General features: G+C 65.7%; 19 protein-coding genes. 9 read left to right on the plus strand and 10 right to left on the minus strand.

Annotation, left to right across the window (positions count from 1 at the left end):
* The first annotated feature begins 68 nt into the window (after positions 1-68).
* The gene (gene trpC, locus SARO_RS10180) at positions 69-857 is read left to right on the plus strand and encodes an indole-3-glycerol phosphate synthase TrpC (protein ID WP_011445672.1); all 789 of its coding nucleotides are present in this window, start codon (positions 69-71) and stop codon (positions 855-857) included.
* Here the strand turns inward: trpC and SARO_RS10185 are convergent.
* Positions 854-2,059 (minus strand): serine hydrolase domain-containing protein, encoded by a 1,206-nt coding sequence (locus tag SARO_RS10185; protein WP_011445673.1) that lies wholly within the window; start codon positions 2,057-2,059, stop codon positions 854-856. The two genes, trpC and SARO_RS10185, sit on opposite strands and share 4 nt — an antisense overlap.
* A 175-nt stretch (positions 2,060-2,234) precedes the next feature.
* Positions 2,235-3,047: an NYN domain-containing protein gene (locus SARO_RS10190; RefSeq protein WP_011445674.1), complete on the minus strand. Its 813-nt coding sequence runs from the start codon at positions 3,045-3,047 to the stop codon at positions 2,235-2,237.
* A 243-nt stretch (positions 3,048-3,290) separates the two neighbouring features.
* Between SARO_RS10190 and moaC the strand changes: the two genes are divergently transcribed.
* From moaC to lexA, 3 genes are all read left to right on the plus strand, one after another.
* Positions 3,291-3,764 carry a cyclic pyranopterin monophosphate synthase MoaC gene (gene moaC, locus SARO_RS10195; protein ID WP_011445675.1) on the plus strand — a complete coding sequence of 158 codons (474 nt, stop codon included), beginning with the start codon at positions 3,291-3,293 and terminating at the stop codon, positions 3,762-3,764.
* Positions 3,761-4,966 carry a molybdopterin molybdotransferase MoeA gene (locus tag SARO_RS10200; RefSeq protein ID WP_011445676.1) on the plus strand — a complete coding sequence of 402 codons (1,206 nt, stop codon included), beginning with the start codon at positions 3,761-3,763 and terminating at the stop codon, positions 4,964-4,966. Before moaC ends, SARO_RS10200 begins: the two co-directional genes overlap by 4 nt.
* A gap of 117 nt (positions 4,967-5,083) precedes the next feature.
* On the plus strand, positions 5,084-5,788 hold the full coding sequence (gene lexA / locus SARO_RS10205; protein ID WP_011445677.1) for a transcriptional repressor LexA: 705 nt from the start codon (positions 5,084-5,086) through the stop codon (positions 5,786-5,788).
* A gap of 143 nt (positions 5,789-5,931) precedes the next feature.
* Here lexA and SARO_RS10210 read toward each other — a convergent pair whose 3' ends face one another.
* Positions 5,932-8,214 (minus strand): ComEC/Rec2 family competence protein, encoded by a 2,283-nt coding sequence (locus tag SARO_RS10210; protein WP_011445678.1) that lies wholly within the window; start codon positions 8,212-8,214, stop codon positions 5,932-5,934.
* A gap of 29 nt (positions 8,215-8,243) precedes the next feature.
* Here SARO_RS10210 and gltX point away from each other — a divergent pair, with 29 nt between their 5' ends.
* The 3 genes from gltX to SARO_RS10225 all read left to right on the plus strand — a co-directional run bounded on the left by gltX (position 8,244) and on the right by SARO_RS10225 (position 11,355).
* On the plus strand, positions 8,244-9,707 hold the full coding sequence (gene gltX, locus SARO_RS10215) for a glutamate--tRNA ligase (protein ID WP_011445679.1): 1,464 nt from the start codon (positions 8,244-8,246) through the stop codon (positions 9,705-9,707).
* Positions 9,708-9,751: 44 nt separating this feature from the next.
* Positions 9,752-11,038 (plus strand): citrate synthase, encoded by a 1,287-nt coding sequence (locus SARO_RS10220; RefSeq protein ID WP_011445680.1) that lies wholly within the window; start codon positions 9,752-9,754, stop codon positions 11,036-11,038.
* A 131-nt stretch (positions 11,039-11,169) separates the two neighbouring features.
* Positions 11,170-11,355 (plus strand): hypothetical protein, encoded by a 186-nt coding sequence (locus SARO_RS10225; RefSeq protein ID WP_011445681.1) that lies wholly within the window; start codon positions 11,170-11,172, stop codon positions 11,353-11,355.
* Between the two features lie 3 nt (positions 11,356-11,358).
* On the opposite strand, the gene SARO_RS10230 is transcribed toward SARO_RS10225, so the two are convergent.
* From SARO_RS10230 to SARO_RS10245, 4 genes are read right to left on the minus strand one after another with little or no spacing between them, the layout of a single operon-like run.
* Entirely contained in the window at positions 11,359-12,735 is a 1,377-nt protein-coding gene (locus SARO_RS10230; protein WP_011445682.1) for a sensor histidine kinase, read from the minus strand.
* 1 nt (position 12,736) lies between these two features.
* The gene (locus tag SARO_RS10235; protein ID WP_011445683.1) at positions 12,737-13,693 is read right to left on the minus strand and encodes a hypothetical protein; all 957 of its coding nucleotides are present in this window, start codon (positions 13,691-13,693) and stop codon (positions 12,737-12,739) included.
* Between the two features lie 9 nt (positions 13,694-13,702).
* Complete coding sequence (locus SARO_RS10240) at positions 13,703-14,971, minus strand: hypothetical protein (RefSeq protein ID WP_234007344.1); 1,269 nt, start codon at positions 14,969-14,971, stop codon at positions 13,703-13,705.
* A 51-nt stretch (positions 14,972-15,022) separates the two neighbouring features.
* Complete coding sequence (locus SARO_RS10245) at positions 15,023-15,322, minus strand: hypothetical protein (RefSeq protein ID WP_011445685.1); 300 nt, start codon at positions 15,320-15,322, stop codon at positions 15,023-15,025.
* 71 nt (positions 15,323-15,393) lie between these two features.
* On the opposite strand from SARO_RS10245, the gene SARO_RS10250 reads away from it, so the two are divergent.
* The gene (locus tag SARO_RS10250) at positions 15,394-17,988 is read left to right on the plus strand and encodes a hypothetical protein (RefSeq protein ID WP_011445686.1); all 2,595 of its coding nucleotides are present in this window, start codon (positions 15,394-15,396) and stop codon (positions 17,986-17,988) included.
* Here SARO_RS10250 and SARO_RS10255 read toward each other — a convergent pair.
* On the minus strand, positions 17,985-19,415 hold the full coding sequence (locus tag SARO_RS10255; RefSeq protein ID WP_011445687.1) for a UdgX family uracil-DNA binding protein: 1,431 nt from the start codon (positions 19,413-19,415) through the stop codon (positions 17,985-17,987). The two genes, SARO_RS10250 and SARO_RS10255, sit on opposite strands and share 4 nt — an antisense overlap.
* Positions 19,412-20,677 carry a putative DNA modification/repair radical SAM protein gene (locus tag SARO_RS10260; RefSeq protein ID WP_011445688.1) on the minus strand — a complete coding sequence of 422 codons (1,266 nt, stop codon included), beginning with the start codon at positions 20,675-20,677 and terminating at the stop codon, positions 19,412-19,414. Before SARO_RS10260 ends, SARO_RS10255 begins: the two co-directional genes overlap by 4 nt.
* 285 nt (positions 20,678-20,962) lie before the next feature.
* On the opposite strand from SARO_RS10260, the gene SARO_RS10265 reads away from it, so the two are divergent.
* On the plus strand, positions 20,963-21,445 hold the full coding sequence (locus SARO_RS10265) for a pyridoxamine 5'-phosphate oxidase family protein (protein WP_041551004.1): 483 nt from the start codon (positions 20,963-20,965) through the stop codon (positions 21,443-21,445).
* Positions 21,446-21,545: 100 nt separating this feature from the next.
* Here SARO_RS10265 and SARO_RS10270 read toward each other — a convergent pair whose 3' ends face one another.
* Positions 21,546-23,123, minus strand: a complete 1,578-nt coding sequence (locus SARO_RS10270) for an amino acid permease (protein WP_011445690.1) — start codon at positions 23,121-23,123, stop codon at positions 21,546-21,548.
* Between the last annotated feature and the right edge of the window lie 73 nt (positions 23,124-23,196).

Genomic DNA, 23,196 nt, shown 5'->3' on the forward strand with positions numbered 1-23,196 from the left:
GAGTCGAGGCACACTGGCGCAAATCGGTTCTCGACTTCGCGCGAACCCGGCGGCAAAGGGGGATCGCAATGACCGACAAGCTCACCGAAATCTGCGATACCAAGCGCAATGAAGTCGCCGCCCGCAAGGGCGCTGTCACCGTCAGCGAACTCACCGCCCGCGCCAGCGAACAGAGCGCGCCGCGCGGCTTCGAAAAAGCCCTGCGCGGCAAGGCCGCCGAAGGCTTCGCGCTCATCGCCGAAATCAAGAAGGCCAGCCCCTCCAAGGGTCTGATCCGCCCGGATTTCCGTCCGGCCGATCACGCCCGCGCCTATCAGGCCGGCGGCGCGGCCTGCCTCTCGGTCCTCACCGATGCACCCTATTTCCAGGGCCACGAGGATTTCCTCGTCGAAGCGCGCGCAGCCTGCACGCTCCCGGTGATCCGCAAGGATTTCATGGTCGATCCATGGCAGTGCCTTGAAGCGCGCGCCATCGGCGCCGACGCCATCCTCATCATCGTCGCCGCCCTGTCCGACCAGCAGATGGCCGAAATCGAGGCCGCGGCCCTCGAACAGGGCATGGATGCACTTGTCGAAGTCCACAACGAGGAAGAGATGGAGCGCGCCGCCCGCCTGCGGTCGCGCCTGATCGGGGTCAACAACCGCGATCTCAAGCGCTTCGTGACCGACCTCGCCACGACCGAACGCCTCGCCCCCCTCGCTCCGGATGGCACCCTGCTGGTTGCCGAAAGCGGTATCAACACCCACGCCGACTTGCTTCGCCTCGAAAAGTGCGGCGCCCGCACGTTTCTCGTCGGCGAAAGCCTGATGCGCCAGGCCGACGTCGAAGCGGCAACGCGCGGACTGTTGTTCGGTTAGTTCAGGCGCACCGGTCCGGCCCCCTGCTCCGCGTCGAGCAGTCGCTGGACCTGCCGGTAGAACGCCTCGCGCTCCTCGGGTTGCGGCCCTGCGCTGGCGCGCGGCCAATCGGAATTGCTCGCGATCACCAGCTTGCGCTTCGGGTCGATAAAGATGCCCTGGCCGAAAATGCCCTGCGCGGCAAAGGTGCCGTCATCGTTGGTCCACCACTGGAACCCATAGCCGCGTCCCGGCTTGCCGATGTCCTTTTGCTTCGTCGTCGCCTGACCGAACCAGTCCTCCGGCACCACCTGCCGTCCGTCCCGGCCCTTGCCGTTCGCCAGCACGAGCAGCCCGAAGCGCGCATAGTCGCGCGTCGCCGCCTGCAGGCAACATCCGCCGATCTCGTGGCCGGTCTTGCCCAGCAACCAGGTTGCCTCGGCCTCCATGCCCGCCGGCTGCCACACCTTCTCCCGCAGATAGGCCGCCAGCGACTTGCCCGTCGCCGAAGTAACCAGCACGCCGATCAGGTTGGTTTCGCCCGTGTTGTAGTGCCAGACCTCTCCCGGCGGATGCGCACGGGGCAACTTGCGCATATAGCTCACCGTCGCATCCAGCCCGTCTTCGGGCTTGGCGCGGTTGAACTCGGCGACGTCCGACCTAGGGTCCTCATAGTCCTCGTTCCATCGCACGCCCGATGACATGGTAAGGAGCTGGCGCACGCTCACGTCGTCATATGCGCTGCCCTTCAGGCCGGGAATGTACTGGCTGACTTTGTCGTCGAGGCTGCGGATCGCGCCATCCTTCACCGCCGCGCCGACCAGCGTCGAGGTGAACGACTTGGCCACCGAAAAGCTCGTCCACCGCCCCTTGGCATCGAAGCCCAAGCCATAGCGCTCAAGCCGTACCTTGCCGTCCTGCACGATCACCAGCCCTGCGGTGCGCTGCCGGGCCATGTAGGCATCGATCCCCGGCACGGCGAGCGGCTTGCCGGACGGAAGCGGCAGCGGCTCGGCGGCAGGAGCGATCGTGTTGGCCTTGGCCAGGAACGGCAGGCGGTCCATCGCCCTGAATGCCGCATCGCGCTGGCCCTGTTCCCAGGAAAGCACGTCGGCGTTGGTCGGCATGGCCAACAGCACCCCGCGCGTTTCCTTGTCGAGCGAAGCAAATGCCGCTCCGCCCGCCAATACCACCGCAGCCAGCGCAACCCACCGCTTCCGCATCCGCCCCTCCCGCTTGCTTACACGAGGGACAATAACCACGCGCGACAAGCCTGCAAGCGGGAAGCCGGCCTCGATAACCGGTGCAAGCCACCAATGTCCGTTGGTGCCCGGCGAAGTCGAGACACCTGCCCCGACTTGCTCGGCTCACGCTACCGAAACAAGAGCAAATGCACCGTCATGCGACGTTATTGGCCGGCTTGATCCTGACGAGCCAAATGGTTTCCCCAACCTGGTTTATCTCAAACCCGCCTGCCTTGGCGACGAGTTCCCGGAGCTTTGAAACTCCGGTGTAGTTACGGACATCGAAATCCGGTTGAAGTGCGCTGGCCTGTTGCCCGACGCGTGTCAGATGGGCCCATCCGCTTTCATCGGCGGACTGCTCGATGGCCTTCCTTAATACTGGCCGTGCCTTGCTCGGGGGAAACTTCACGGGTTCCTTTGCGGCATCGGCGCACGGGGCAGGCGCAGGCAACACGGGCGCCCCTTGGGCCTCCGACGATGCGGGTTTGGCGGCCACCGCAGGTGTGATGTCGACAACGGAAGGTTCAAGCAGATTCTCTGTATAGATGAAGCGCTTGCAGGCTTGCCGGAAGCTTTCGGGCGTTTTCTTCTCTCCAAAGCCGTAGACATCAAGACCTTGTTCGCGGATGCGCGCCGCCAAACCGGTGAAGTCGCTATCGGAGGAAACGAGGCAGAAACCGTCGAAACGACCGGAATGCAGAAGGTCCATCGCGTCAATCACAAGCGCAATGTCGGATGCATTCTTGCCGGAGGTGTAAGCAAAATTCTGCTGCGCCTTGATCGCGTGGCGGGCGAGGACATCGGCCCAAGCCTTCAGCCTGGTCCCGGAGAAGTCCCCGTAAATTCTCCGAACGCTGGCCTCGCCGAGCTTGGCAACCTCCTCGAACAGGCCTGTCGCAATCTTCGCGGAAGCATTGTCGGCATCTATAAGCACTGCCAGTCGAGGCGGTCGCGTTTCATTGGTCATCCCGCGAACTTGCAGTGTGATTGCTAACGAATTGCCAACAAGCACCCGATCCGGACCGGTCGGCTGTCCTACACGGTCGGGCCATGTCACTCTCCAACCATGTCCGCCCCCACCGTCGCTCTCGCGCCCGCCGCCTTGAAAACCGCGCAAATCCGCGTCATTGGCCACGCGCGCCGGGGGCTTACACTTTCTCCTCTGGACTGTGTAAACCGTGTAAACCTGTTCAGGAAGCAGAGGGCCGGAATGAACGACCTGACCCATATCGATTCGGGCGGCACCGCCCGCATGGTGGACGTCGGCGGCAAGGCCGAAACGCACCGCGTGGCCATCGCGCGCGGTACGATCCGGATGCGGGGGCAGACGCTCGACGCGATCCGTTCCGGCAACGCGCCCAAGGGCGACGTCCTTGGCCCGGCGCGGATCGCGGGGATCATGGCGGCAAAGAAGACTGGCGATCTCATCCCGCTCTGCCACCCCCTCGCACTCGACGCCGTGAACGTCGATTTCGCCTTCGTCGCCGACGGCATCGAATGCACCGCCACCGCCTCGCTGACTGGCCGGACCGGGGTCGAGATGGAGGCGCTCACCGCCGTCTCGGTCGCGTTGCTGACGATCTACGACATGGCCAAGGCGCTCGACAAAGGCATGGTGATCGAAGCGATCCGCCTCGTCGAGAAGCGCGGCGGCAAGTCGGGAACGTGGAAGGCGGCGGAGTGAAAACGCCTCCCCTTCAGCTGGCCGAAGCGCAGGCTCGCCTGCTGGCGCTCGCGCCCAGTCTCTCGGTCGAACATCGCGCGGTCGCGGAATGCCTCGGCCACTACATCGCCACCCCGCTTCACGCCCGCCGAACCCAACCCGCCGCGCCCCTTTCGGCGATGGATGGCCATGCCATGCGCGCCGCCGATCTTCCGGGCCCCTGGCGTGTCATTGGCGAGAGCGCGGCCGGCCATCCGTTCGGCGGCACCGTCGGTCGCGGCGAAGCGGTCAGGATCAGCACGGGCGCGATGCTGCCGGCGGGCGCCGACATGGTCCTCCTCCAGGAAGACAGCGCACGCGACGGCGAAACGTTGACCCTGACTGGCGAGCCGCCCGCGCCTCCGGGCCGCCATATCCGCCCCGCCGGCATGGACTTCACCGCCGACACCACGCTGATCGAAGCCGGCACCCGCATCGGGCCCGCGCAGATCGCGCTGGCGATCGCGGCAGGGCACAGCCACCTCGCGGTGCGCCGCCCGTTGCGCCTCACGGTCATCGACAGCGGAGACGAACTGGTCCGGCCCGGCAACACGACGCGTCTGCACCAGCTTCCCGCCAGCAATGGCCCCATGCTCTGCGCCATGGCTTCGGCGCTGCCCTGCGACATCAGCCACATCGGCCCGATCGCGGACCGGATCGAAGATCTCGCCGCCGCGCTCGATGGCGCGCATGAGGCCGATGTCGTCGTGACCAGCGGCGGGGCTTCGGTCGGTGACCACGACCTCGTCCGTCCCGCACTCGAGGCGGTGGGCGCGAAGATCGATTTCTGGCGCGTGGGCATCAAGCCGGGCAAGCCGCTGCTCGTCGCGACAAGAGGCAACCAGGTCATCATCGGCCTGCCCGGCAACCCAGCCTCGGCCTTCGTCACCGCGTTCCTGTTCCTCTTGCCTCTGCTGCGCGCCAGCCTCGGCGCGGCGAGCCCGCTCCCCCGCACCATCCCGGCGAGGCTGGCTGGCCCGATGGGGCCGGGCGGCAGCCGCATGGAATTCCTCAGGGCCCACTGGGATGGCAACGGCGTCACACTTGATGAACTCCAGGATTCCGGGGCGCTCTCGCCGCTCGCCCGGGCGAACGCGCTTGTCGTGCGCGAGGCGGGAAGCGAGCGGAAGGAGGGCGGAACGGATGTTCCGATCTACCTGCTCGAAAATGGCGGAATTGCTTGACGAGTCGCAATTGGTTGCTTATCCGTTCCACATTCGTTCACCGGAACATGCACCCCGTTCCGGTCTATGGAAGACCCGTGGTTTCGCCATGAAACCACCATTGCGGAGTGGCCGCCGATGTTGACGCGCAAGCAGCATGAACTGCTCACCTTCATCCAGACCCGGCTGGAAGATTCCGGTATCTCGCCCTCGTTCGAGGAGATGAAGGAAGCGCTCGACCTCAAGTCGAAGTCCGGCGTCCACCGCCTGATCTCTGCGCTCGAGGAACGCGGCTTCATCCGCCGCCTGCCCAACCGCGCCCGCGCGCTCGAAGTCCTGCGCCAGCCCGATAGCGCCGTTGGCAAGGCCGCGCCTGTTTCGCAGCGCGAGGCGGCGAACACGAATTCCGCCCTTCCCCCGCTGCGCGCCGCGCCCAAGGCTGCACCTGCGCCGGCGAACGACGTGATCGAACTGCCGCTCCACGGCAAGATCGCCGCGGGCGTCCCGATAGAAGCGCTGGAAACCACGGCAACGTTGCCGGTCCCGGCGGCCCTGCTCGGCGCCGGCGAACACTATGCGCTCGAAGTTTCCGGTGATTCCATGGTCGAAGCCGGCATCTTCGATGGCGACTATGCCCTCGTCCGCAAGACCGACGTTGCGCGCGACGGCGAAATCGTGGTTGCGCTCGTTCGCGGAGAGGAAGCGACGCTGAAGTACCTGCACCGCGAAAAGGGCATGGTCCGCCTCGATCCTGCGAATGCGGCCTACGACCCGCAGTATTACCGCCCGGAAGAAGTGGCCGTGCAGGGCAAGCTCGCCGGATTGCTGCGCCGCTACCATTGACCCCCTGCCACTGAGCCCCTGCCACTGAGCCCCTGCCGCTGAGTTCCTGACGCAGGGCTCCGGTCACGGGGCCGAACCGTGCGGGGTTGCGCTTCGGCCGGCCCGTTTGCAGGGCCTGTCTGGCATCCGTCCGTTAGCGAGGTCTAGCGCGCTGTCGTTGGCATGGACCGATGCCTCGTCTCCGGAGCCATGTCCCGGCGTTCGGCCTGAGTACCCCTCGGTTGGGGCGACAAAGTGGCGGATGGTTCTGACCATCGGTACCACCCTTGCCGACCTTGCGTTTCGGCGACTGTCCTTGTCCGGCGGCGGCTTAGGTCGATGGAGAGGCCGCCGGTCATTGCGAGGAACGCGCGGTCTGCCTTGAGCAGCTTCGGGCGGCAGGTGTGCGGCAGGCGACGGTCGGCGATCACGATGTCGCTTCGCTCGCAGGCGGCGGCAATGTCCATCTCGTCGACGTCGTTGCGGCTGCGGGCCATGAGAATAGCAAAGTGGCGTCCGCCCCGCATGAGCGACGCGGCACAGAAATCTTCACCGCAGCGCGCACCACGCCACTCGTCGAGGGGGCGCGTCTCCCCCTCCATTCCGGCCAGTTCCAGAAGATTTTCGCGGATGAAGTCTCCCCGCCCCGCTCTCAGGACTAGGAGTTCCGCCCCCTCGCCCGCGATGGCGACATGCCGGCCGTCCCCGGTGACGAGGATGTCGGGCGTGGGCGTCAGCGCCATGGAAAGCGCTGCGGCGAATGCGGGCAGGAGGCCCCACAGCCTGACGCGGCCGGTCCAGAGCGCCAGCCACAGCATTCCGGCGACAAAGACGAGGTAGCTCCACCGATCCCCCGGCGGCAGCATGGTGACCGCCCCCGGCCGGTCGGCGACGAAGTGCGCGAGTGCCAGCAGAAGATCCAGCGACGTTTCGACGAGCCACCACGCGGGTCCACCCAGCCCGGCAAGGTCGAGAAGCAGCGCGATGCCGATCAGCGGCATGGTCACGAATGTGGTGAGCGGGATGGCAATGACATTGGCCAGCGATCCGTAGACGCCCGCCCGGTGGAAGTGGAACAGGCCGATGGGCATGAGCGCGAGTTCGATGACCAGGCCGGTTGCCAGCAGAAGCAGGACGTTGCGGGCAAGCCGCGCCAGGCCCCCATGTCGTTCGCCGGCGAGAAATCCGCGGACGGGCGCGGCGGAATGGAAGGCGACGATGGCGATCACCGCAGCAAAGCTCATCTGGAAACTGGGCCCGAACACGGCTTCCGGCCAGAACAGCATGACGACAAGGGCACCGACCGCGACCATGCGCAGCGAGAGCGGATCACGCCCGAGCGCAAGTGCCGCGAGCACGAGCAGGGCCCCTATGCACGAACGGATGGTGGGCACTTCGGCCCCGGTGATGAGGGTGTAGGCAATGCCGGCAAGCGCACCCGCCAGCGCGGCGGCGATCGGTACGCGGATGCGCAGCGCGACCCAGGGGACCAGCGCAAGCGATCGCGCGAAAATCCAGTAAACGGCCCCCACCAGCGCACTGACATGGAGGCCGCTGATCGACAGCAGATGGGTAAGCCCGGCATCGCGCATCGCATCCTCGTCCGCCTTGGCGATTGCGCCCCTGTCTCCGCTGGCAAAGGCCGCGGCTATCGCCCCTGCGGAACCGGCGAGACGAGAGCGGACGTGATCCGCCAGGGCCCTCTGGATTTTCCGCAAGGTGGTGGCGTTGCCGGACGGCGAAACAAGCCGGACATCGTCCATGACCGTCCCGGTGGCCGCGATTCCATCGAACCAGGCCTTGCGGGCGAAATCATAGGCACCGGGCAGCATGGGCGGCGCGGGCGGCATCAATCGCGCGCGCAAGGCAAGCGTAGCGCCCTCCACGATGAAGGGCCGGTCTTCGTCCTTCGGAAGGTTCACCCTGACGCGAACAGGATCGGGAAACTCGGGCAGGCGCGTCAGCAGCAGAAGGCGCGAGCGTTCCCTGGCCGGTTCCTCGCGCCGGTCGAGGACCGTTCCAACCACAGTGGTCACCATCGGCCGACCGATGCCGGGCTGGCCCACCAGGGCGGATTTGGTCCACACCGTTGCCATGCCGGCCGCCAGCATGATCGCCACGCCCGCGATGCCGAGCCGGATGTATGGAAGGCGGTGTTCGTCGACGTACAGCAGGGAGATCAGCGCGGCAGAACCGCAGGCCAGCAGCGTCGCCGTCCACTGGACCGACAGGGGAAGCGCGAGCCAGCATACGATCCCCGCGCCGAAGGAAACCACCAGCCAGAGGCCGCGTTCAAACGGGTGGGCGGCAAGGAACGCCTCTCCATCATCAAGCATGCTGGACAATCGCGCGCGGATGTCCCAATGCCGCGCGCGTCGCGCTGGCAGAGCATCCGGATCGGCGGCAGGAAATCCTGCTGCTGGGCCAACTTCTGCCGGAGACACCATGGATTTCAAAGGGAAGGAAAGCGCGGCAGATGGCAAGCGCCACTGACACCGTTTCTGCAGGATCGACGCCCCGGGACAAGGTCGTCACCCGTTTCGCCCCCTCGCCCACGGGTTTCCTGCACATTGGCGGCGCGCGCACGGCGCTGTTCAACTGGCTCTATGCGCGCCACCATGGCGGCACCTACCTCCTGCGCATCGAGGATACCGACCGTGCGCGTTCGACGGACGCCGCGATCGACGCGATCTTCGACGGACTCGAATGGCTGGGCCTTGGCGGCGACGAGCCGGCGGTGTTCCAGTTCGCGCGGTCGGACCGGCACGCCGAAGTGGCGCACAAGCTGCTCGAGGCCGGCCATGCCTATCGCTGCTATCTGACCCAGGAAGAACTGGCGGCACGGCGCGAACTGGCGCAGGCGGAACGGCGCCCGTTCCGCATCGACAGCGAATGGCGCGATGCCACGCCCGACCAGTGGCCCGCCGATCAGTCCTATGTCGTGCGGATGAAGGCCCCGCGCGAAGGCGAGACGACGATCGTCGACAAGGTGCAGGGTTCGATCACCGTCCAGAACAGCGAACTGGACGACTTCATCATCCTGCGTTCCGACGGCACGCCGACCTACATGCTGGCGGTGGTGGTGGACGACCACGACATGGGCGTGACGCACGTCATCCGCGGCGACGACCACATCAACAACGCGTTCCGCCAGCTCGTCATCATCCGCGGCATGCATGCCATCGAAGGCGGTTGGCCGGACCCCGTCTATGCTCACATTCCGCTGATCCACGGCGCGGACGGGGCGAAGCTTTCAAAGCGCCACGGAGCGCTGGGCGTCGACGCCTATCGCGACGAGATGGGGCTCCTGCCCGAGGCGGTGTTCAACTATCTGCTGCGTCTTGGCTGGGGCCACGGCGACGAGGAAATCATCAGCCGCGAACAGGCAGTGGCGTGGTTCGATATTGGCGACGTCAACAAGGGCGCATCACGGTTCGACCTGAAGAAGCTGCTCAACCTCAACGGGCACTATATCCGCGAGGCGGACGATGCACGCCTGGCAGCCCTGGTCGCGCCCCGCCTGGCGACGCTGGCTCCCGGGTTCGCGCCCGACAAGGGGCTGGACCTGCTGACCCGGGCGATGCCGGTGCTGAAGGTGCGCGCGGCGGATATCAACGAACTGGCAGCCGGTTCGGTGTTCCTTTTCGCCCAGCGTCCGCTGGCCATGGCCGAGAAGGCAGCAAGCCTGTTGACCGACGACGCACGTGCGATCCTGACCAAGGTTGCAGGGGTCCTGGAGGCTGAAAACGTCTGGACAACCGGAGTGCTCGAGGCCACGGTAAAGCAAATGGCCGAGGAGCTTGGGATAGGCTTGGGCAAGATTGCCCAACCGTTGCGCGCAAGTTTGACGGGACAGACTACCTCGCCGGGAATTTTCGACGTATTGGCGCTGCTCGGCAAGGACGAGTCGCTGTCGCGCATTCGCGATCAGGCGGCCTGACCGGGCAAGCTATTGCAAAGACACAACGAACAGGAGGGCTAAGCGTGAGCGATAACCAGGCGTCTTTGACCGCTGACGGCAAGACCGTGGAAATGCCGGTCAAGAGCGGCACGATCGGGCCGGATGTCATCGATATCCGCAAGCTCTATGGCCAGACGGGCATGTTCACCTACGACCCGGGCTTCACCTCGACGGCGAGCTGCGATTCCGCGCTCACCTACATCGATGGCGACGAGGGCGTGCTGCTCCACCGCGGCTATCCGATCGGTCAGCTCGCCGAACATTCGTCGTTCATGGAAGTGAGCTACCTGCTGCTCAACGGCGAACTGCCGAGCCAGCAGGAACTGGCGGACTTCACCCGCACGATCACCCGCCACACCATGCTGCACGAACAGCTTGCGACGTTCTATCGCGGCTTCCGCCGTGATGCGCACCCGATGGCGATCATGTGCGGCGTGGTCGGCGCGCTTTCGGCGTTCTATCACGACAGCACCGACATTTCCGATCCGACGCACCGCAAGATCAGCTCGCACCGCCTGATCGCGAAGATGCCGACGATCGCGGCAATGGCCTACAAGTATTCGGTCGGCCAGCCCTTCGTCTATCCGGACAACAAGCTGTCGTACACCGGCAACTTCCTGAAGATGACCTTCGGCGTCCCCGCCGAGGAATATGAAGTGATCCCCGCCGTCGAAAAGGCGATGGACCGCATCTTCATCCTCCACGCCGACCACGAGCAGAACGCCTCGACGTCGACCGTGCGACTGGCCGGATCGTCGGGCGCCAATCCGTTCGCGTGCATCGCGGCCGGCATTGCCTGCCTGTGGGGCCCTGCGCATGGCGGCGCCAACGAAGCCGCGCTGAACATGCTCAAGGAAATCGGCACTCCGGACAAGATCCCGCACTACATCGAGCGTGCGAAGGACAAGAACGATCCGTTCCGCCTGATGGGCTTCGGTCACCGCGTCTACAAGAACTACGACCCGCGCGCGACCGTGATGCAGCAGACCGTGCGCGAAGTGTTCGACGCGCTGAAGGTCAACGATCCGCTGTTCGAGACCGCGCTGCGCCTCGAAGAGATCGCGCTGAACGACCCGTACTTCGTCGAGAAGAAGCTGTTCCCGAACGTCGACTTCTATTCGGGCATCATCCTGTCGGCGATCGGCTTCCCGACGACGATGTTCACCGTGCTCTTCGCGCTGGCCCGCACCGTGGGCTGGGTTGCGCAGTGGAACGAAATGATCAGCGATCCCGGCCAGAAGATCGGCCGTCCGCGCCAGCTCTACACCGGCCCGACGCAGCGCGATTACGTGCCGCTGGCTAGCCGCTGAGGCGTCTACGCGCGGGTTGTCCGGGCCGGTTTCTCGAGAGAAACCGGTCGGGCCAGCTCTACACTGGCCCGACGCAGCGCGATTACGTGCCGCTGGCTAGCCGCTGAGGCATTGAAACAGAGGGGGCGACGGTGACGACGGTTCTCAGAATTTTCGGCATCGTCGCCCTTCTCATGGGCGGCCTGTGGGTCGGCCAGGGCCTCGGGCTGATAATGTGGCCCGCATCGAGCTTCATGCTCGCACAGGGCCAGTGGGCGCTGATCGGCGCCGGGCTCATGCTGCTGGGACTGGGCGCGCTCTGGCGCAGCCGCCGCTGAACCTTAGCCGATGGCGCTCGAAAGCGCCTCTGCATCCGAAGGCAGGCTGAGAACGAAACGCGCGCCGCCGCCTTTGGCCTGCTCGACCGAGAGTTCCCCCCCCATCGCCCGCGCGAGCTTGCGCGAGATGTAGAGGCCGAGACCGCTGCCGCCATCGCCGCTGCGACCGAGCCGCTCGAACTTCTCGAAGACCTTGTCGGCCTCCTCGAGCGCGATTCCCCGCCCCTCGTCCGACACCGCCACCCATGTCCCGCCCGCCTCGACGCCGGTCTCGATCGAGACGGCCGAATGCTCTGGCGCGTAGCGGATCGCGTTGCCGATCAGGTTGAGGAGAATCTGGAGGACGCGGCGGAATTCGCCGATCGCGGGCGCGGTCGCCTCGATCGACGGCGGCACCATGACGATGCCCCGCTCCTGGGCGCGGACCCCGAGTATGCCGGCGGCGCGGCGGGCGCAGTCGGCAAGGTCCACGTGGTCCGGGACCGGAGCGAAATCCTCGTCCTCGACCGTTTCCAGATCGGCAAGGTCTTCGACCAGACCGAGGAGATGGCGACCGGCCTCGGCAATGTCGCCGGCATATGCGACGTATTGGGCATCGAGCGGGCCGGCCAGGCGAGAACGGATCGTCTCGGCATTGGCGACGATGCGGTTCATCGGCAGACGCAAGGCCGGTGCCAGGGTTCGGCCAAGCAAGCCCTTCCAGTCGGTCCCGCGCGAAGTGGCGGCACCGGGCGCCGTCTGCGCTTTCGTGGGCCTGGCAAGCACTGTGTCCGCCAGCAGCAGGAGTTCGAAGCCACCCGCCCGCAGCGGGATCAGGCGCGCGCGCCAGACTCTGGACGAGCCCGGTATCTCGAGTTCGGCATCATCGAGGAGACGCCAGTGCAGAGGCTGGCGGTAGGTATTGCCGGGCAGTTCGACGAGGTCGGTCCAGTACCGGCCGAAGCCCGTCCGCAGGGATTGGCCGAACTGCTCCAGATCGGCAGCCTCGGTCATACCCGAAATGACGCGCTGTTCCGCATCGAGAACGACGTGAGCTTCCGCTACCTGGCGAAGCAGAAGCTCGTCCGTGGCGCGTTCCTCGGCGGCCCATGCATCGGCGGAAAGCTGCCACTCGGTAATCCTGATCAGCGTGCCCCCATCCGCCGGGTCGACCCGCGCGCGAAAGGACACGGGCTGGGCTTCGTCCGCGACGGTGACGAGGCCATCCAGCGGAACCTGCTGGACGCGGGCCCGCCGGGCCAGCGCAAGCAGCCCGGGAATGGCAAGCGGTCCGGGATAGGAACCGCCGACCCGCAGTTGCAGGGCCGCAAGCGTCTCGTCCGCCTCGACCAGGCAGTCGGCGCCGTCAAGACGGGCGCGGATTGGCCCAGCGGCGGTCATGTCAGCCCCTCGCCCCGATCCGCGACGCCGAAAGAAGCGCGGCTGCGCGATCGGGGTGCACGGAGTCGACATCGGACGGAAGCGAAACATCGGGATGAATCGCGGAGAAATTCGCAACGACATTGCCGCGAGCCATCCCCGCCGCAGCCATGGCAAGGAGGAGCCGGGCCCTCTGGCCATCGGTCGTGCACATCACCGCCGCCTCGCGCGGTATCCCCGCGGCAATTCCCAGGCCCGAAAGAAACAGCGCCACGCCCGCATTCTGGACCGAAAGCGCCTCCGGCAGAGCGCCCCCTACCGCTTCGACCGCATGGGCGAGGAGATCGAGGCGGCTGGAATGAGCAACCCGCGCGGCATGAAGCCTGGCCTGGGGCGCCGCGACAGCCGCATGGGCGGCGGGATCTGCGCCGAAGGTCGCCTTCAGCGCCGTCAACGCGGCGGCGTGGAGATCGGCCGGCAGTTCGATCAACGGGGCCTGCATGCGACGGACGGTCTGCCCGAACCGCGCCTGCGCGGCGAGCAGGTTCATTCCGCGTGCCGCCACATCGGGATCGGGCGCGGCGATAAGCTCTTGCAAGAGAGGGGTCAGCACGGGATCGAGCCCGAGACGCCCCTGCAGCTTTTCGGTCAACTGCCATTCGACCGCAAGCATGTGAAGATGGTCCAGTAGCGACTGGTCCGTGCAGAGGTGCGAAGCAAGGCGCGAGCAAAAGGCGTCGCCCTCGCCTGCGTCTTCATCTTCGTCCAGTGCGTCGATCAGTTGGCGGGCGATATCGTCGACCATTCCCCGCACGCGGGCAATGACGTCATCGCTGAAGATCGAGCTGTCATCATTGCGCAGGAGATAGCGCAGGATCGGCCCCTGGTGGACTATCGCCTCGTCCGCCCGGAACAGCTCCTCGCGCAGCAGTGCCTCGATCGCTTCGTGGTCGGCGCCGGTGGGTGCGGTCAATGCCATGCGAAGCTCTTACTGCCGACTGGTTAACTGCGGGTTAGGGTCGCGGCTTTCCGCCTGAAGCGCAAGCAGGCATGCGCCCACCACGAGAATGACGCCAGCAGCCACCGCCAGATCGAACGGCAAGACGATGCTCACCGCAGCCAAGGCCAGGCCGAGGACGAACCTGTCCTCGAGCTGATGGGCCCACTTGCGCCGTGGCAGCGCAAGAGGGACGAGGCGCAGGGCCAGAACCAGCAGCAGCGGAGCGAACATCGCGCCGCCCCACGGCACCTTCGGGACATTGGCAAGGTCGCTGCGCCATCCGGCCAGAGCCACAATCCCCGCATCGACCAGAAGGTGGAACAGAGCGACCCCGCGGCGCTCGATGCCCGAGGCCAGCAGCGAGTCCCTCTCGACCTGCCCCAGCAGGCTGGCGATGCGCTCTGCCAGCCAGGCAAGGCCGAGCAGCGCGAAACCGGCGGCGAAATTGCCCAGCCATGCCAGCCCGCCCCCCAGGAGGCCGAGCACGCCCGCCGCAAGGCCCACCAGCGCCGGGCGCGTGCCGGCGTGGAGCAACGCGGGACCGAAACGCCGGACCGCCGCAACGGCAAGCATTTCCCCCGGCGAGGCGGCGCCCGCAACGGCTATGCCGGTGTGAAGACGCAGCCATGACCGCTCTGCCCGCAGCGCTTCTTCTTCATTGCGGACGATGTTCCAGCGGCCATCGTCGAGCATGCCCGCCGGAACCCCGCGCAAGGGGACACGCGCCTGGACGACGAGCCGCAGCAGGGCAGACTGGGCATTCCATTCAGGCGGCAGGTCGGCAAGCCCCGCCGCGATCCGCCCCGGGAACCGCATGGCGGCGGCAAACGCATTGTTGATGTCGATACGCTCGAAGCCGAGTGGCAGCGCGGTCTCTACAGGAAGGGTCAGGACGGCCGGCCCCGCCTCGAGCAGTTCTCGCACCGCATCGGGCATGGCGAGCAGCCCATCCCCGAGAACGAAGACATCGTCATCCGGAGGCAGCAGCGGGACGAGCGCGCGCGCCGTGGCGACCACATGGAACTGCGCTCCGCCAGCCTCGGCAACGTGCTGGAGGGCGACCAGTTCGCCGCTGATGCCCTCGGACATCACGATGATCCGCTTGCAACCGAGCGACAGGGCGAAGCCGAGCTGGTGGCGCAACAGGGAACGCCCGCCAATGGACAGGTATCCACGCAGCGAGCCGGGCACGTCCCCGGCGGCCTCCATCAACGATAGTACTGCGACCCGCAAGGTCATGCCTCCTGACGGGGTCATGGTAGGGATTGGCCGACGCGCTGCCAAGGAGGCCGCGCAACTTGGCGGGGGTTAAAGGGAAAGGTCCGCAAGCATCTGGCGAAGCTTGCGAATGACCGCAGGATCGCCCGGGGCCGCGTCCAGGGCTTCGTCCGCGAGAAGGCAAAGACCATCAGCATGGAAACTTGCCGCCAGGCCCTTGAGCCGCATTGCCGCAACCTGCCAGTTCCCGTCGCAGCGCGCGCGCGACAGGAGATCGACCTGTCGCTCCGCGCTTTCGATGAAAGCAGCGCGAAGTTCCCGGACAAGTTCCGGATCGTGCCCCGCAGCCGCGGCGAGGTTCGCATCGAGGGAAGCGCCTTCATAGGCCATACGACCGGGCTACGGGCCGAACCGTTAAGGCAGGGTTTATGGCGTCGGATAAATCGTGGTATGGAGCGGCGATGAACGGGGGAACACGGATCATTCCGATCGACGGCGCCGAAACCGGCGGAACCGCAGCAAATCGCCTTGAAGCCGATGCGCCGCCCACGCCGACGCAGGGAAGCGACAGCAACGCAGGCGCGGCAATTCCGGACTGGTCGGACGATGCCGAATCGGCCATTCCGGATCGCAGCTGGCCGGATCGCAGCTGGCCGGATCGCAGCTGGCCGGATCGTAGCTGGATCGCGCCGTCCCTCGCTTCGCTGGCCATCGCGGGATGGACGGTCTTCTTCGCGATCGCAGTTATCGTGCCCGCCGGGCTGGCCGGGAGCGGGGCGCAGTGGGCTGGCTGGATCGGCCAATGGTCTCTGCCGGTGCTGCTGGTTCTCGTCCTTCTGCTCGTCGTCATGCGCACGAGCCGCCGGGAAGCGGCGCGGTTTTCCGATGTTTCGTCGAGCCTTTCGCGGGAATCGCGGGAACTGGAAAAGCGCCTGTCGAGCGTGAACACCGAACTGTCGCTCGCGCGCGACTTCATGGCCGCCCAAGGCCGCGACCTCGACGCGCTGGGCCGCATAGCAGTAGAGCGCGTCTCCGGCAGCGCGGCACGCCTTGAGGAACTGGTCACACAGAACGGCCTGAAGATCGACCTGATTTCAGAAGTCTCCACCAATGCTTTGGACAACATGGAGAAACTTCGCAGCCAGCTTCCGGTCATCGCCAATTCCGCAAAGGACGTGACAAACAACATCGCGAACGCAGGACGCACGGCGCACCTCCAGCTCGAGGAACTGGTCTCCGGCCTCCAGCGGCTCAACGAGTTCGGCCTGGCGAGCGAACGGCAGGCGGCATCGTTCCGCGAGCGCGTGGAGGCGTCGCTCCAGGCATTTACCGCCTCGGCCGAGGATCTGGCACACCTTGCGGAAGGACGTTTCGAGACACTTGCCCATCACAGCAAGGTGCAGGCCGATGCCGCCGCGCAAGCGGAAGCCGCAGCCATGACGGCATGGGCGGAACGAACCGCCGCGCACACGACGACCTTGCAGCAGGCGCTGGCCCAGCTTGGAAACGACCACGAGAACATTCTCGCGGATGCAGTCGGCAGGCTCGGCAGGTTCGAGGATGCGGCCCGCTCGCTTACCGCGCTGCTCGATGCACAGGCGCGCGATCTCGACGAACAACTGGCGCGCAGGCGCGCTTCGGCGGAGGCGGCGGCGGCAGAGCAGCGCGACGCCCTGTCGCGGCGGCTTGGCGAAATCGACCAGCTCATCGCGGAGCGCCGGACGGCCATGGAAGCATCCGCGGCCCGCGCCGCCGAGACGCTTGCCGCGAAACTGGCCGACCTCGACAACGCGATCGAGGCGCAGCGCCGGACGCAATTGGCCGAAGCCGATCGTCTGGCCGAACAATGCGAGAAAATCAGCAGCAAGGTCAGTAGCTTCTCTGAAGTTCTTCGTAACTCAGGCGAGCAAGGTGAAGCCACTGCCGCAACGATCGACAAGGCAATGGCCGAACTCAACGAACGGCTCGGTGAAATGCGGCACGCCCTGTCGGGTACGGACCTCCAGATCGGCGAGCTGACCGATTCAGCGGTGCGCCTGCTCGAGCTGATCCAGGCAGGTGGCGACCACACGCGCACCCAGATCCCCGAAGCACTGCGCAGCACCGAAGCGGGGCTGAAAGGCCTCGAGGACAGGGTTTTCACCTTGCGCGACACGCTGCGGGAAGCGGGTGACGGCGGGCGACTGCTGTCCGAAAGCGTCGGTAGCGCGCACGGAGAGGTGTCTTCCACCCTCACCGAGTTGCAGAAGGCGCAGCAGGCTCTGGCCGAACAGGCTGCTGAACGCGAACGCCAGATCACCGCCCTGCGCGAGGCACTGGCCGGGACGCGCCGCGACAGCGAGGATCTTGGCCGCGAAATCGAGGAACGCCTGTCGGGCGCCATCGGCCAGCTATCCGCTGCTGCCGGCGAGGCGGGCGAGACCCTTCGCTCCAGCACCGCCGGGGAAATCGAAGCGCTGGCCGAAAAGCTGGGCGAACAGAGCAGTGCCGCGATCGCGCGCGTGCTTCAGGGCCGGGCTGCGGAGCTGGTCGGGAGGCTGGAGGAGGCCATCGACGCCGCCGCAGCGGCAAGCCGCGATACCGCGATCCAGATGCGCGACCAGCTCGCCAAGGTCGACGAACTTGCCGGCAATCTCGAATCGCGCGTCAACCGCGTGCGCGAGCGAGCCGAGGAGCAGGTCGACAACGACTTCGCCCGCCGCGCCGCGCTCATCACGGAATCGCTCAATTCCTCGGCAATCGACATTGCCAAGGCGCTTTCCACCGACGTTTCGGAAACCGCCTGGGCATCGTACCTGCGCGGCGACCGGGGCATCTTCACCCGCCGCGCGGTCTCGCTGCTGGAGAATGCCGAAGCCAAGGCGGTCCAAGCCCACTACGAGGCCGAGAGCGAGTTCCGCGAACACGTCAACCGCTACATCCACGACTTCGAGACGATGCTGCGCCAGCTCCTCTCGACGCGGGATGGCAACGCGCTTGGCGTCACGCTGCTGTCGTCGGATATGGGCAAGCTCTATGTCGCCCTGGCGCAGGGGATCGAGCGCCTTCGGACCTAGCCGGACGAAATCTGCGAAAGCCGCGCAGCTACCTTCTGCAAGTCATTTGAAAATCTGGCTTCTTCTTCCGAACGCCCGCCGTCGTCCAGGCGCAGGAGGTAGCTGGGGTGGGTGGTGATCCACAGTTCGCTGCCATCGTCCAGCACATGCGGTGCACCCCGCACCTTCTGGACGCTGACAGTCCTGCCCAGCAGGCTGCGCGCCGCACTTGCCCCCAGCGCGAGGATCAGGCGCGGGCGAACCAGCCCGCGTTCACCCTCGAGCCACCAGCGGCACACGTCGATTTCCCTGGCTGACGGGTTCTGGTGCAGGCGACGCTTTCCCTGCGGCATGAACTTGAAGTGCTTGACCGCATTGGTGACGTAAGCGCGCTCCGCCGGAATGCCGGCATGTTCGAGATGGGTGCGCAGCAGTTGACCGGCAGGACCGACAAAAGGCCGGCCCTGCGCCTCTTCCTGTTCGCCGGGCTGCTCGCCGATGATCATCAGGGCCGCGTCGTGCGGTCCCTCGCCCATGACCGCCCGGGTGCCATTGCAGCCGATGTCGCACCGACGGCAGGCCAGGATGGCCGCGCCGATGGCATCGATGCTCACTGGCGTCTCACCGAGATCCTGCTCGCCAGCCTGTACCATTCGTGCCTCGCGTGATTGTGCCCCTGCGATCAATTCGGGAATGAGCGCCGCCTCCGGCATGTTCTTCCAGTATTTGCGGGGCATTTCCTTGAGCATGGCCCCGACCTTCAAACGCGCGGGATTGAAGATCGATGCATAGTAGGTACGCCACAGCCCTTCGACCGGATCGCCGGAAGGCGCATCGGCGCGGGTGGCCGGCGGCCCCTCGTGCAGCGTCTCGCCATCCCAGTGCAGGCTACCGCGCGGGGTTAGGATCGACCACTGCATGGTGGTGAAGCGACGGACGAAGAAGCCCGCATTCGCGCGCAGGATGTGATGCTCGGGCTCGAACCAGGCAACATATCGCTCTCCCGCCTCGCCCTCGACGCTGCGGAAGCGGACGAAGGCGCGCATCTTGTGGATGTCGCGCCGCACCTGCCGGGCAAGGTCCTCCATCGCCCGCACGTCGGCATCGGCCTTGTCGTCCATCAGCCGGGGCCGAGACTGGAGCCGCCAAAGCGTACGATAAAGAGTAGAAAACCGTTTACTGCCAGAATGAAGGATGACGCTTTGCGCAAGTTGAAGGAAGTCCTTCGACGCGCGCGGTTGGGGAGCGTCCGTCGGCGGCGATGGCAGGGCGACACCGCCTCGGGCGAAGATATCGGCAGACTGGTCGGCGGGAGATTCCCACATCACCTGGTCTGGGGCAATCTTCGCGCGAATCATGCGGCGGGCGGCGTCACGCCAGCCTTCGAAATCGTCCGACGCGGCGAATTGTACGCGGAAGGCCTCAAACCGGCGCCTGTCCGGCATCATGCGAAGAGTTCAAGCTGTTGTCCGGGCGCGGCAGGCGCCACGAGGCTGCGCAGGTCGGCCCGGTCTGTGAGCAGGACCGGGCGCCAGTCCTCGGCCACGATGAACGGGCGCACCTTGGCGAGCGAAACCGTGAGCTTGCCGATGTCCGCCAGGCGCAAGCGGCGCTGACGGCGCGCGGCGATGAGCGCGTTGACCGCCTTCACCCCCAGCCCTGGAACGCGCAGCAGCCTCTCGCGCGGGGCGCGGTTGATGTCGACCGGGAAATCGCCGCGAAAACGCAAGGCCCAGGACAGCTTGGGGTCGATGTCGAGCGGAAGCATCCCGTCGTCCCCCGCCGCCTGCTGCACCTCGTGCGGGGCGTAGCCATAAAAGCGCATCAGCCAGTCGGACTGGTAGAGGCGATGCTCGCGCATCAAGGGTGGGCGTTTCAGCGGAAGGACGGCGCTGGCATCGGGAATGGGGCTGAATGCTGAATAATAGACGCGGCGGAGGCGGAATCGATCATAAAGCGTGCTCGCGCGGCCGACGATGTCAGCATCGGTCGCGGCATCAGCGCCGACGATCATCTGAGTGGACTGGCCCGCGGGCGCAAACTTCGGCGCATGGCGGAAACGCTTGCGGGCGTCCTTCGCCTCGGCAATCGCCTGCTTCAGCGATCCCATCGCGCCTTCGATCTGCGGCGCGGACTTGTCGGGCGCAAGGCGCGTGAGGCCCGCCACGGTGGGCAGTTCCACGTTGATCGAGACGCGATCGGCGAACAGCCCCGCCCGCGCGACCAGATCGGGATCGGCCTCAGGGATGGTCTTGAGATGGATATACCCGCGAAAATCGTGCTCTTCCCGCAGGATACGGGCGACTTCTATCAACTGCTCCATCGTATGGCTGGAGCTTTTCACGATACCTGAGGAGAGGAACAGACCCTCGATGTAATTGCGGCGGTAGAACGATAGCGTCAGGTCGACCACTTCCTGGGGGGTAAAGCGCGCGCGTGGGGTGTTCGAACTCTTGCGGTTCACGCAGTAATGGCAATCGAACACGCAGTGGTTCGTCAGCAGGATCTTGAGCAGGGATATGCAGCGGCCATCGGGCGCGTAGGCGTGGCAGATCCCCATGCCCTCGGTCGAACCTATCCCCTTGCCGCCCTTACTGTTGCGTTTGGTCGTGCCCGACGAGGCGCACGAAGCATCGTACTTGGCCGCATCGGCGAGGATCGCGAGACGCTCGATTACGGACTTTCCGGCTGGAAGGGACGGCTGCGGCATTCGTTCTTTATATGTTCCATTTCAGGAAGATGCCAGCCCGTACTTGCGGACAGGGCTTGATCGCGGCGCGACCACAATACCTTCGCCGACGACCAGATTGACGTCATGGCGGCAATGCATGCCGCAGGAGGTGATGGAACACGCCGTCGCTGTGATCCGCACCGGGCTTGCTCACCCTCTGCCCCCTGCCCCTTTGTGCATAACCTTGAGGAAAAGCCCGGGGGGAACATCCTTCTACCCATTCCGTTCACGAACCAAGTACCTGACAGGAAAGGCATGCTTGCAATGAAATACGACCAGGGAAATCCCGAGGAGCTGCGCGAGAAATTCTGGAAGGCGATGGCGGCGTCGCCCTACGTGATGCTCCAGCTCGACGCGGATCCGGACACCGCCGCGCCGATGACGGCACAGCTCGACAAGGACGCAAGCAGCGCGATCTGGTTCTTCACAAGCCGGGACAATCGCTTTGCCGAAATGGGCGGCGCCACGGCCACGTTTGCATCCAAGGGGCACGATGTATTCGCGCGGTTCCACGGCATGCTGGTCGAGGAAACCGATCGTGCCCGGCTGGACAAGCAATGGAACAATTTCGTCGAGGCCTGGTTTCCCGGCGGAAAGGACTCGCCGAACCTGCTGTTCCTGCGCATGGACCTGGGCGATGCATCGATCTGGGCCGGCGAAATGGGCGTGATCGGCACCGCCAAGATGGCGCTCGGCATGGACGTGACCGACGACGTCAAGGGCGGGTATACCAACACGAAGCTATAGAGCAGCGCCCGCCTGGCGCGGTCAGTCCAGATCCAGCGAACGAAAAGGGCCGCTCCGGGAAGGAGCGGCCCTTTCTTGCCGACCTTGCAGTCGGCTGCGATCAGTCGATCGGCGGGACCGGCATCGGCGGGACGTCGGCGTCACCCTCGTGGACTTCGACGTGGCCCTGGCCGACGTGGCTCTTGCGATAGCCGTAGGCGAAGTAGAACACGAGCCCGATGGCGCCCCAGACGGGAAGGACCATCTTCGCCTCGAACGGCAGGTTCCAGTAGAGGAAGATACAGCCAATCGCGGCGATCGGGCCGACGACCCACACCGCCGGTGTGCGGAACGGACGGACGCGGTTCGGGTCGCGGGCGCGGAGCAGCATGACCGCGATCGCGACCATGAAGAACGCGAAGAGCGTGCCCGAATTTGAGATGTCGGCAAGCTGACCAACCGGAAGCAGCGCCGCCGCGATGGCGACGAATACGCCGGTCATTGCGGTCACGATGTGAGGCGTTTTCCACTTGGGGTGGACGGTGGCCAGTTTCTCCGGAAGCAGGCCATCGCGCGCCATGACGAAGAAGATGCGCGTCTGGCCGTAGAGCATCATCAGGATGACCGACGGCAGCGCGAGGTTGGCCGCAAGGCCGATCAGGTCGCCAGCATAGGTGTAGTTGATGGCGCGCAGGACATGGGCCAGAGCCTCGTTCGAGCAGACCAGCGGTTCCTGGCCCGAAGCAAGCAGCGCGGCGCACTGCTGGGTGAACTCGGCCGAACCCGGCGCGACGCCCAGAGCGGTCGGCTGCGCACCGATCGAACCAATCGCGCCAGCGGCGACCAGCAGGTAGAACACGGTGCAGATCGCAAGGCTTCCGATCAGGCCGATCGGCACGTTGCGCTGCGGGTTCTTGGTTTCTTCGGCAGCGGTCGAGACCGCGTCGAAGCCGACGTAGGCAAAGAAGATCGACGACGCCGCGCCGACGATGCCCATCCCGGTCGTTCCGGCAGGGCCGAACCAGCCGTTGGGGGCGAATGGGGCGAAGTGCTCGCGCTCGATCGCCGGCAGGGTCAGCACGATGAACATGGTCAGCGCCGCGACCTTGATCGCCACGAGGATCGCGTTGAACGTGGCGCTTTCCTTGGTGCCGAGCATGAGCAGCCAGGTGACGAGCAGTGCCACGACGATTGCGGGCACGTTGATCAGGCCAGTGGAGAAATCAGCGTGGGGCAGCAGGCCGTTCATCGTCCAGGTTGGCCCAGCTTGTAGCATCGCCGGTAATTCAAACCCGGTCAAACTCTTGAGAAGTCCCATGAAATAGCCGGACCACCCGACCGACACGGCGGACGCGGCCACGGCATATTCGAGGATCAGTGCCCAGCCGACCATCCAGGCCAGCATTTCGCCGACCACGGCATAGCTGTAGGTATAGGCCGAACCCGAGACCGGGACCATCGAGGCCAGCTCGGAATAGCACAGAGCCGCAACCGCGCAGACGAAGCCCGCGATCACGAAGCTCCACATCATGCCCGGCCCGGCCTTTTGCGCGGCGGCGGCCGTAAGCACGAAAATGCCGGTACCGATAATGGCACCGACACCGAGAAGAGTGAGCTGGACCGGACCCAGCGAGCGGTGCAACGATTTCTTTTCTGCAGTTGCAAGAATGGCGTCGAGCGGTTTGACGCGACCGAACATGAAATTCTCCCCGCCTTGGTCCAGAGCAGGAAACCGCCGATACGGTTGCTCCGGAAACCAGGTAATGGCCGCG

The sequence above is a fragment of the Novosphingobium aromaticivorans DSM 12444 genome, assembly GCF_000013325.1.
GTDB lineage: Bacteria > Pseudomonadota > Alphaproteobacteria > Sphingomonadales > Sphingomonadaceae > Novosphingobium > Novosphingobium aromaticivorans.

What these genes read in the sequence shown, in the direction of transcription:
- SARO_RS10190 (WP_011445674.1), bottom strand. Translation starts at nt 3,047, where the DNA reads ATGACCAATGAAACGCGACCGCCTCGACTGGCAGTGCTTATAGATGCC.
- SARO_RS10270 (WP_011445690.1), bottom strand. Translation starts at nt 23,123, where the DNA reads ATGTTCGGTCGCGTCAAACCGCTCGACGCCATTCTTGCAACTGCAGAA.
- SARO_RS10235 (WP_011445683.1), bottom strand. Translation starts at nt 13,693, where the DNA reads ATGGCATTGACCGCACCCACCGGCGCCGACCACGAAGCGATCGAGGCA.
- trpC (WP_011445672.1), top strand. Translation starts at nt 69, where the DNA reads ATGACCGACAAGCTCACCGAAATCTGCGATACCAAGCGCAATGAAGTC.
- gltX (WP_011445679.1), top strand. Translation starts at nt 8,244, where the DNA reads ATGGCAAGCGCCACTGACACCGTTTCTGCAGGATCGACGCCCCGGGAC.
- SARO_RS10210 (WP_011445678.1), bottom strand. Translation starts at nt 8,214, where the DNA reads ATGGTGTCTCCGGCAGAAGTTGGCCCAGCAGCAGGATTTCCTGCCGCC.
- SARO_RS10260 (WP_011445688.1), bottom strand. Translation starts at nt 20,677, where the DNA reads ATGCCGCAGCCGTCCCTTCCAGCCGGAAAGTCCGTAATCGAGCGTCTC.
- SARO_RS10185 (WP_011445673.1), bottom strand. Translation starts at nt 2,059, where the DNA reads ATGCGGAAGCGGTGGGTTGCGCTGGCTGCGGTGGTATTGGCGGGCGGA.
- SARO_RS10265 (WP_041551004.1), top strand. Translation starts at nt 20,963, where the DNA reads ATGAAATACGACCAGGGAAATCCCGAGGAGCTGCGCGAGAAATTCTGG.
- SARO_RS10245 (WP_011445685.1), bottom strand. Translation starts at nt 15,322, where the DNA reads ATGGCCTATGAAGGCGCTTCCCTCGATGCGAACCTCGCCGCGGCTGCG.
- lexA (WP_011445677.1), top strand. Translation starts at nt 5,084, where the DNA reads ATGTTGACGCGCAAGCAGCATGAACTGCTCACCTTCATCCAGACCCGG.
- SARO_RS10240 (WP_234007344.1), bottom strand. Translation starts at nt 14,971, where the DNA reads ATGACCCCGTCAGGAGGCATGACCTTGCGGGTCGCAGTACTATCGTTG.
- SARO_RS10250 (WP_011445686.1), top strand. Translation starts at nt 15,394, where the DNA reads ATGAACGGGGGAACACGGATCATTCCGATCGACGGCGCCGAAACCGGC.
- moaC (WP_011445675.1), top strand. Translation starts at nt 3,291, where the DNA reads ATGAACGACCTGACCCATATCGATTCGGGCGGCACCGCCCGCATGGTG.
- SARO_RS10255 (WP_011445687.1), bottom strand. Translation starts at nt 19,415, where the DNA reads ATGATGCCGGACAGGCGCCGGTTTGAGGCCTTCCGCGTACAATTCGCC.
- SARO_RS10230 (WP_011445682.1), bottom strand. Translation starts at nt 12,735, where the DNA reads ATGACCGCCGCTGGGCCAATCCGCGCCCGTCTTGACGGCGCCGACTGC.